Raw genomic sequence first — 9,534 nt, forward strand, 5'->3', positions numbered from 1 at the left:
CCATGAACCTGAATAACTCAAACGGATCAGCACTGCCAGTGGATGGACAGTTTATGACGCCTGATGGCCAGTTCTGGCTAGCGGTAGAGGATGTCAATATCACTACTAATGCCCGGTTTACCCGTTATAACCTGCCCCTTCTGTTGTCTTATAAGGCAGGACTGAATGACTCGTCTACTATCGGTCTCCCAGAGACGTTCTATCGCCTGAGTCTTGAGTATCAGAATGAGATTAACAACCAGGAACTGGTGCAGGTTAGCCAGAGCAATCCAATACCGGCTCAGCTAGAAGAAGAAGGCAATCTGGTTGCCATCGCAGATAGCTGGTTAGCCAATTTGCCTGCTACTGCGGCAGGCTTTGATGGAAGCTCGGGTGGCGATGCAGAGTACGAAGCTGAGCAGTCCGAAGAAGAGGACGAGTACTGGTTGATTTCTGAACCGGGCGTTGAAAAGGAGTCGTAAATGAGTACCTGGAAAAACAATAAAAAGAATCAGGGTCAAAGCAATGCAACGACTTTCGTGCCCCGGCCCGGGTACCAATATGGCAGTACCGGGTATGCATTCCCACGCCGAGCGTGGGAACGAGGGTGTTGGTGGAAAACCGGCGTGTATGGTTTGTCATTCAGTGCTGCCCTGGTTAGTGCTGCCCTGGTTAGTGCTGCTCTGGTTAGTGCTCCACTGGCCGCACAACCCCCCCCGGTAGATGACTACGATTATGCTGGTCAGGCCAATAAAGATCTGATTGAGCAGGAGATCCGCCTCAGGCAGCAGGAACAAAACCCCAGTCTGCCTGCCATTACTGAAGAGAGTGAGTCCGTGGAAGAAGTAAGTGGCGGGCCAACCTTTACCCTGAGAGGCATTCGTTTTACCAAATCTGCCCATCTTACCCAGAAAGAGTTGCAGGATATTGTCCAGCCACTGCTTGGGAAAGAAATTGATTACAACGGTTTGCAGAGAATTCTTGGAACCATTAATCAGGTTTACCGGCAAAAAAATATCTACACGGCAGTTGCAGTGTTTCCGGAGCAGCAGGTTGGTGAGGGTATTGTCATCATTCGTCTGGTGGAAGGCTCCATTGGTGAAATTGTCTTTGAGGGTAATGAATACACAGAGGATAGCTATTTCCGGGAATGGGTTGACTATGAAAACCAGCTTTCCTCAATTGATATTGAAGCGTTGGAAAAGGATATTCTGTTTTATAACCGGATACATAACCAGCGTCTTCAGGCGGAACTTCGTGCAGGGAAGGCATTTGGTCTGACGGATATTGTCATCAATATACCGGAGCCAGGTCGGGATAAGCTGGAGCTTTATGTGGATAACTATGGCTACGAGAGCTCTGGTGAAGCACAGTTCAGCGCACTCTACCAGAGAAATCAACTCTTTCTCCCTTCTGATAAGGCGCTTGCCTACGGCATTGTATCCAGCGGTATCAAATCCATACTTGGTAGTTACAGTACTGTAGTGGGCACCGATGGATTACGTCTGGGAGGCAGTCTTCAATTGACTAATTCCGCAGTGACCTCGGGAGACTTTGAAGCATTAGGCTATTCCGGGGATACGCTAAGACTGGGGCTGGAAGGAAGTTACCTGGTTTATTCTGATACGGATCTCTGGGTAAACCTGGTGGCTGCCATCAGCAACTCAAACTCAAAGAACAGTGTTACCGGTGGGGATCTCTCTGATTATCAGACAGGGCGCTACCAGCTGGGGGCAGAACTGAGCTGGCTCGGTGACCAGTGGCAGTTCAGTGGTCGGCAGCTTTACAGCTCCGTGAGCAGTAAAGAAAAGCTGCAGGGTATCACCCGAAAGTTTAATCTATTCAATACTCGACTGACGTTTATCTATAACTTCAATAACCCATTCTATGCACTGTCTACCGTAGAAGCCCAGTTCAGTTCTGAACAGGCGTTACCGGGAGCGGTATCATTTACCCTGGGTGGCCCATCAACCCTGCGAGGCTATCAGCAGGGCGTTGCCAGTGGTGACCAGGGCTGGTACCAGCAGATCGAAGTACACTATAACGGCTTTTCATTTAATGAGTACCTGTTTGATCTCTATGGTTTCTACGACCATGGTGAAGTTGAGTCTTTGAACCCGAAACAGACCCTTTCTTCTGCGGGAGTGGGAATGAATGTTTCAGGTAATGAATGGTTCAGTATTGATCTGACGGTGGCCAATGCCATGGAGAAGGTGGCACCGGAGCAGGATAATACCAGCCTCTATGCCCGTATTACCTGCCACTGTATCGATTGAGGGCGTTGGCTTTTGCGGATTTTAGGGCAGCAGCAAACCAAAATATACCGTTTTTGCCACGGAGACACGAAGGCACAGAGAAAAGCGAAGCTTTAAAATAAGGCTCTTCTCCGTGTCTTTGTGCCTCCGTGGCGACCACAGGCTGGTATCTTTTAAAATGCCGAGTCAATCACACAACACTGGCAATCTCACCCGGTTTACGCAGCATCTTGTCGATATCACCAATGTGCTGCTCTTCTTCAGCAATCAGGCGACGGGCATATTCTTCAACCGTCACTAACCTGGATTTCTCGGCCAGCTGCAGCAATTCATAGTAATGTTTTACGCCCTGTTTCTCGAATTCCAGAGACTCTAACATGATATCGCGGATATCATGTTTTGATGTTTCCAGAAGCTCGCCAATCCCCAGTGATGGGTGTTCTCCCATATAGGTAACCATCTCTCCTGCTTCATGGGCATGGGTCAGCGTTTCTGTGGCAGCACTGCGCAGCCAGCCCACAATAGGAATACGACTGTAGCCGAATACCATAAAGCTGTAATGAGTGTAGCGAACAACACCTGCCAGCTCATGCTCAAGTATGGTATTCAGTTGGGCTACAATGGTCTGTTTGTTATCTGTCATAAGTACTCCGATCCTGACTTCAGATTCGGGGCTTTATTATAGTGTAAATTATCAATGTCAGTTTGTGACTGAGTATTCGGCTGGTACATGGTTTCATTGAAATTGACAGATGACGCAGGTTAGGTCGAGCGAATGCGAGCCCCAACAAACTATCTGCATCATCGGTACAATTGTTGGGACTCACTCCGTTCGACCCAACCTATCAAACGCATTGAAACCATATACTGGATGGAATTGGATTTCTGGCAGGCAGGGAAACTGGCTTTAGAAAGCCAGTTTCCCTTTTTTTATACCCCCCAGACTTTTTCGGCATAGTCAGCGATTGACCGGTCTGATGAGAAACCACCCAGTCGGGCTGTATTAAGCACCGACTTACGCCACCAGAGTCGTGGTTTACGGAACGTCTCAGACACTTTACGTTGAGCTTCACGATAGCTGTCAAAGTCGGCCAGAGCCATAAACTGGTCACGGTACATCAGATCTTCAGCTACGGGCTTCAGAAGGTCTGGCTTATGCTGGCAGAATGAACCATCCAGCAGGGCGTTAATGGCCCGCTTCAGTACAGGGTTACTCTCATAGTACTGATATGGGATATAACCCTGCTGTCGCAGTTCGGAAATGCCCTCAACGGTTTTACCAAAAATAAAGATATTGTCGTCGCCTACCGCTTCGGCAATTTCTACATTGGCTCCGTCCAGAGTTCCGATGGTTAAGGCACCGTTCAGGCCCAGTTTCATATTGCCGGTACCGGAAGCTTCAAAACCGGCAGTCGATATCTGCTCAGAAAGATCGGCGGCTGGAATAATCTGCTCGGCCAGGCTGACCCGGTAATCCGGCAGGAAAACCACTTTCAGTTGGTCATCCAAACGACGGTCGTTGTTAATTACCTGAGCAACCTTGTTAATGGCCAGAATAATCTGCTTGGCCAATACATAGCCCGGGGCGGCCTTGGCACCGAAAATAAACACCCGTGGGGTATGGTCGGCATCAGGGTTGTCGAGCATCTCGTGGTACAGGCTGATGATATGCAGCAGGTTCAGTTGCTGCCGCTTGTACTCATGAAGTCGTTTAATCTGAACGTCAAACAGGGCGTTTGGATTAACCGTCACCTTGCACTCTTTTTCAATTATCCGGGCCAGACGTTCTTTGTTTTTAAAACGAACATTGGCAAAGGCATCCAGAAACTCGGGTGATTCTGCGAAAGGTGTCAGTTTTTCCAGCAGGTTAAGGTCAGTACGCCACTCGCTACCGATATTTTTGTCAAGCAAACGTGCCAGCCCTGGATTACAGTGAGCCAGCCAGCGTCTTGGGGTGACACCATTGGTGACATTGACCAGTTTATCGGGATACAGTGCATTGAATTCCGGGAACAGATTGGCTTTGACCAGACTGCTGTGCAGGGCTGCAACGCCATTGACACGACGACTGCCTATAACGGACAGGTTAGCCATGCGGATCATCCGGTCACCATTCTCCAGTTCTTCGAAAATGCTGACTTTTTGAATGACCTCAATATTGTCCCCCCACTTTTCCCTGGCTTCGCCATTCAGGAAAATGTAGTTGATCATCTCAATGATTTGCAGATGTCTTGGGAGGATACGACCCAGCAGAGATGCGGACCACTTTTCCAGCGCTTCCGGCAGCAGGGTATGGTTGGTGTAATGACACATCGCACGGGTAATCTTCCAGGCCTGATCCCAGACCATCCCTTCGTCGTCCATCAATAAACGCATTAACTCTGGAATGGCGATAGCCGGATGTGTGTCGTTCAATTGCAGGGCGTAATGTTTCGCCAGATCATTGATCGGTAAACCCCGTTGCTTGTGTTGGCGAATAATGTCTTTTAAAGAGCAGGCACAGAAGAAATATTGTTGGGTTAGACGAAGATCCTTGCCCTGAGGGGTTGAATCTTCCGGATACAATACGCCTGAAATAGTATCGCCATCCACCAGGTTGCGACAGGCTTCCAGGTAGTCGCCCTGATTGTATTTATCCAGGTCAATAGGGTAGGTGCTGACCTGACTTTCCCAGAGGCGAAGGCGGTTGACATACTGGCCGCCAAAAGAGGGGATGGTGATATCCCATGGGACGCCAAACAGTTTCTTTCCGGGCACCCAGTGATTCTTGGCATAATTGCTGCCATCGTGATCCATTTCCATATGGCCAAACAGGCCAATTTCAACGGTTTCTGATGGACGACAGGTTTCCCACGGGCTGCCAAATTCACGCCAGACATCAGGCTTTTCTTTCTGGGAACCGTCTTCAAAGATCTGTCGGAACAGACCGTAGCGGTAGTTAATACCGTAACCGGTAGCGGGGATTTGCAGGTTAGCCAGCGAGTCCATAAAGCAGGCGGCCAAACGACCAAGACCACCATTACCCAGAGACATATCCCGCTCCTGATCCAGTACATCAGAAAGGCGGATGCCGTAGGATTGCAGAAGGGTGCTGGCCGTTTCGTAAAGGTCGAGATTCATCAGGGCATCGCCTAGCAGGCGGCCCATCAGGAATTCCATGGAGAGATAGCATACGTGGCGATTTGTATTGCCTTCATTCAGGCTTTTTACCGGCTCAAGGCTTTTTAGCGGCTCAAGGCTTTTTAGCGGCTCAAGGCTGCTCTGCTGCAGCTGATCCAGACTGATATCCCGCAAGGTAAGCGACAGGGCCTGCCACCAGTCACGATTGGTTGCCCGCTTAGGCGTTGTTCCCAGCTCGCGGCGCAGGTGGTTTTCCAGTTCTACCGTGAATGACGGATTGTTGATAGTCTGATTAATTTCATTGGTCACAAACGTTAATTCCCTTATTTAGCTGTTATTTCTGCTCATTGTACGTGTGAAAATTCATTTAAATATAAGAAATCACCATTTTTGATTGGCTGGATTTCTTTGTTTGGTCATTAATTGTTCAGCTGTCAGGTAATCTGATTTTAATTCTTCACTAAAAATAGAATCGCTCATTCTTGAGGAAAATAAAACCTGTTGTCAATTTCTATTCGATTAATGGGGCTTCTCTTATATCTACTTAGCAAGGTATCGGTTAATTATGGAGTTATAGGTTTTTTCACTTACGAACACGTGGTCTCAATATATACCAATATCTATCCTTTATTACTGATTTCTTTCTTTGGATCACAAGTGTGCGTTGTTTTTATTGTATCAATTGAGTAAGTCTTTATTTTTTAGTGGTATGAATTAATACTGGCGAAATAAAAGATGTTCGAATACTTCTGTCATTAAAAATAATGAAATGTAGAGGTGTTTTAAACAGGGGAATAAAGCTATTGCCTGATGAGTTGGGGGGGGTGTGGCAGTAGGAAAAAATATATCCATATATTAATCAATAAAATACGGTGTAGAGAGTGGATGTGAAGACTGACATACAGCGGATTGAACGTCTGGCCGAATGTTATGGCCTGAGCGGGGAGTATAACGACTGGGCTGGTAATCCGGTTAAGGTGCCTGTTGAAAAAATGATTCCAATGCTGAAGGCAATGGGCCTTAAACTGGATTCAGATAAGCTGCTTGATGAACAGATTGAACAAGTAGAAAAACGGCGATGGGCGTCTGTTCTGCCAGCGGTTGCTGTGCTCCATAAGGGCAGGCATTTTGAGCTGGAAGTTCATCTGCCGGTCAGCAAGCTTAAGAGTACGATTAAACTGCATTTGACCCTGGAGAATGGAAAAGATCGACTGCTGGAGCTCTCCGGGAAAGAAGGACAGTATCAGGAGTTGACCCGAAAAAAGCTGGGAAGAACCACTGTCGTCAGACTTAATGCATTCTTACCGGACGATCTGCCTGAAGGGTATCACCGGCTTCAGTTGCTCGCAGGCAAAAATAAAAAGAGCGATAAGAGGGGCAAGGGTGTCGAAACCTGTTTTCTGATTATTGCCCCTGAAACCTGCTATGAACCACAGGCACTGGCTGATGGGCAGAAAATATGGGGTTCAGCTATTCAACTTTATACCCTTCGTTCAGCGAGAAACTGGGGGATGGGTGACTTTACTGATCTCAAAGAGGCGGTTAAGGCATTGGCCGCTAAAGGTGCCAATATTGTTGGCTTGAATCCCATTCATGCACTCTATCCGGCAGGTCCTCAGCACTGCAGTCCCTACAGTCCTTCCAGCCGAAACTTTCTGAACCCGCTTTATATTGACATAGAAGCAGTCGCTGAATTTGAGTGCAGCGATAAAGCCCGTCAGTTAATGGATAACCCCGAATTCCAGAGAAAACTGGCAGAGGCCCGATTCGCTAGTTATGTGGATTATCCTAAAGTGGCTGAATTAAAGATGGCCGTGCTGGAAAGTCTCTATGAGACCTTTGTATCCAGGGAGGTTAGCGCTAAAACCTGTCGTAGCAGGCAATTTAAGCAGTTCTGTAAAGCCCGTGGTGAGAGCCTTGAGCGACAGGCCCGGTATGATGTGTTGTTTGAGTACCACCTCAAGCAGGATGTCGAGGCCTGGGGCTGGCACCACTGGCCAGCGGCATTACAAAATCCTTACAGTAAGGAAACCACCGCTTTCATTAGGGCCCATAAAGAGCGGGTTCGTTTTTACACCTGGTTGCAATGGGTGGCGGATTGTCAGTTGGAGGATGCCCAGCAGGCTGCTGAACAGGCTGGCATGCTGGTGGGTCTTTATCGGGATCTGGCGGTGGGTGTTGATCGTGGTGGGGCTGATGTCTGGTCTGATCGTAACCTCTATTGTCTGGATGCCAGTGTTGGAGCACCACCGGATGGCGCTGCCCCCCGGGGACAGAACTGGGGTTTACCACCCTTTAACCCACAGGCGTTAGCAGATTCCGCTTATCAACCATTCATTGAGATGGTCCGTGCCAATATGGATCATTGCGGTGCTCTGCGAATCGATCATGTGATGGGATTGTTTCGACTCTGGTGGTGTCCAAATGGCATGACGGCGGATCATGGCTGCTATGTTCGTTATCCACTGCAGGATCTACTGGGAATTATCAAGCTGGAGAGTCAGCGTCATCAGAGTCTGGTGTTTGGGGAGGATCTGGGTACGGTACCTGAAGAAATTTCAGAAAGTTTGCCGCCGGCAAAGTTCTATTCGAATACGGTGGGGTTGTTTGAGAAATCAGCAAGCGACCGGTTCACAGCACCAGCAGACTATCCGGGAAGAACGCTGGCCTGTCTGTCCAATCATGATATCCCAACGCTGAATGGGTGGTGGAACTGTCTGGATCTCGATCTGTGGCGTGAACTGGGTACTTATGATGAAGCTCGCTGTGAGCGAGAGAAGAACGAACGGCATGTCACCAAGGTTGCGCTACTGAAAACACTGGCCGATATTGGTGAACTACCGCCGGGAATGGATCCTGAACGGATGGAGACCATGGCATTTTCCCGTGAGTTGGAGGAGCGCCTGCATTACTATCTGGTGCGTTCCAATGCCCTGATCACTGTCATTCAGTTGGAAGATTGCCTGATGCTGGATACACCGGTGAATGTCCCGGGAACCTGCGATGAATACCCGAACTGGCGTCGAAGGTTGACGGGAGATATATCAGAACTGGTTCAGCAAGGATATATGGAGCGCTTTCTGGAGGATGTGAATATTATCCGGAATGCGGAGCGATCTGTGGTCTGATATTACTGCTGCAGAGCCTGTTGAAAGGTTCTGCAGCTGTTATTCTTCATGGCTGAATTCATGTTTTTTAGAGTGTTAGTTTCTTCAGTCCGCTGGCTTGACTTGTCAATGCGATATACCATCATCGGGTATATATTGGTATCAGGATGGCGGAATAAGGTGATAAACATGGCTAAAAGCACCAGTATAACCTTGGGTGAGCACTTCGATGGGTTTATTTCCGGTCAGGTGGAAAGTGGTCGCTATGGATCAGCAAGTGAAGTTATTCGTGCGGCCTTACGTTTATTGGAAAGCAAAGAGACAAAGCTCAATACCCTTAGAAGCTTACTGATTGAAGGTGAAGAAAGCGGTCTGGATGGTACGACTATGATACTTTTATCAATGAGCTGGACAGCAAAGGTTAACAATGAAGTCTTTTGACTTAACCGGGAAAGCCAAAGCAGACTTAAAAGAAATTGTCAGGTTCACAATGAAGCGCTGGGGCAAGCTGGGGCAAAGAGCAAAGAAACCTCTATTTGAAACAGTTCGACGAAACTTTTCACCTGCTGTCAGAACGGCCAGAACTTGGCAAATCCTGTGATCAAATCAGGAAAGGTTACCTGAAATTTCCTCAGGGCAGTCATGTGATATTTTTCCGGCAAATTAATAAGAGTCGTATACAAATTATCAGAATTCTCCACAAGAACATGGACATGGATGCTGACGTGAATTTTGGCGCAGATATAACAGTTGTTTGATATACAGGGCGAAATTCCTTTCCAGTTACGGGTGAAATATTTCTTAATACAATAGGGTAAATGGCCATCAGGTAAGCACCCTGCTCATTAAATTTCAGATACTCCTTATACATCTTACCTTGCGGTGAAATGTATGATACCCGCAGATAAAATGACCTCCTCCTGATCACACTACAAAAACTTGTTTGAACGCTTGTGTTGACAGCAGGATGTGTGGTTAGTAGAATTTCGCGTCCTTTTGTCTGGGTGACATTGATCACCCGACTTCGTTCTTTATAGTTGCCATGGTTAGAACAAGATGAGTCAAGCTCAGCA

The 9,534-nt window shown here is 47.8% G+C and carries 6 protein-coding genes and 1 pseudogene; 5 read left to right on the top strand and 2 right to left on the bottom strand.

Features of this window, described 5'->3' with window-relative positions; genetic code table 11:
* Together RM811_RS10445 and RM811_RS10450 are read left to right on the top strand one after the other, a co-directional pair.
* Positions 1-461 (top strand): hypothetical protein (locus RM811_RS10445; RefSeq protein WP_402523747.1); only part of this gene is annotated, 461 nt, incomplete at its 5' end.
* Positions 462-2,255 (top strand): ShlB/FhaC/HecB family hemolysin secretion/activation protein, encoded by a 1,794-nt coding sequence (locus RM811_RS10450; RefSeq protein WP_402523750.1) that lies wholly within the window; start codon positions 462-464, stop codon positions 2,253-2,255. It abuts the gene before it with no gap.
* 169 nt (positions 2,256-2,424) lie between these two features.
* Here RM811_RS10450 and RM811_RS10455 read toward each other — a convergent pair whose 3' ends face one another.
* Both RM811_RS10455 and RM811_RS10460 read right to left on the bottom strand, forming a co-directional pair.
* On the bottom strand, positions 2,425-2,877 hold the full coding sequence (locus RM811_RS10455) for a bacterioferritin (protein ID WP_402523753.1): 453 nt from the start codon (positions 2,875-2,877) through the stop codon (positions 2,425-2,427).
* A 287-nt stretch (positions 2,878-3,164) separates the two neighbouring features.
* Positions 3,165-5,663 (bottom strand): glycogen/starch/alpha-glucan phosphorylase, encoded by a 2,499-nt coding sequence (locus RM811_RS10460; protein WP_402523755.1) that lies wholly within the window; start codon positions 5,661-5,663, stop codon positions 3,165-3,167.
* 572 nt (positions 5,664-6,235) lie between these two features.
* Between RM811_RS10460 and malQ the strand changes: the two genes are divergently transcribed.
* The 3 genes and pseudogenes from malQ to RM811_RS10475 form a co-directional block, all read left to right on the top strand.
* Positions 6,236-8,482, top strand: a complete 2,247-nt coding sequence (gene malQ / locus RM811_RS10465) for a 4-alpha-glucanotransferase (RefSeq protein WP_402523758.1) — start codon at positions 6,236-6,238, stop codon at positions 8,480-8,482.
* A gap of 168 nt (positions 8,483-8,650) precedes the next feature.
* A complete protein-coding gene (locus tag RM811_RS10470) occupies positions 8,651-8,902 on the top strand; it encodes a type II toxin-antitoxin system ParD family antitoxin (protein WP_402523760.1) in 252 nt (83 codons plus the stop codon).
* Between the two features lie 77 nt (positions 8,903-8,979).
* Positions 8,980-9,219, top strand: a pseudogene (locus RM811_RS10475) (type II toxin-antitoxin system RelE/ParE family toxin); the annotation flags it as partial.
* Between the last annotated feature and the right edge of the window lie 315 nt (positions 9,220-9,534).

This window comes from Endozoicomonas sp., assembly GCF_031844845.1.
Taxonomy (GTDB): Bacteria; Pseudomonadota; Gammaproteobacteria; order Pseudomonadales; family Endozoicomonadaceae; genus Endozoicomonas.

Excerpts from the sequence above, each read along its gene's own strand:
- RM811_RS10455 (WP_402523753.1), bottom strand. The coding sequence starts at position 2,877 with ATGACAGATAACAAACAGACCATTGTAGCCCAACTGAATACCATACTT.
- RM811_RS10470 (WP_402523760.1), top strand. The coding sequence starts at position 8,651 with ATGGCTAAAAGCACCAGTATAACCTTGGGTGAGCACTTCGATGGGTTT.
- RM811_RS10450 (WP_402523750.1), top strand. The coding sequence starts at position 462 with ATGAGTACCTGGAAAAACAATAAAAAGAATCAGGGTCAAAGCAATGCA.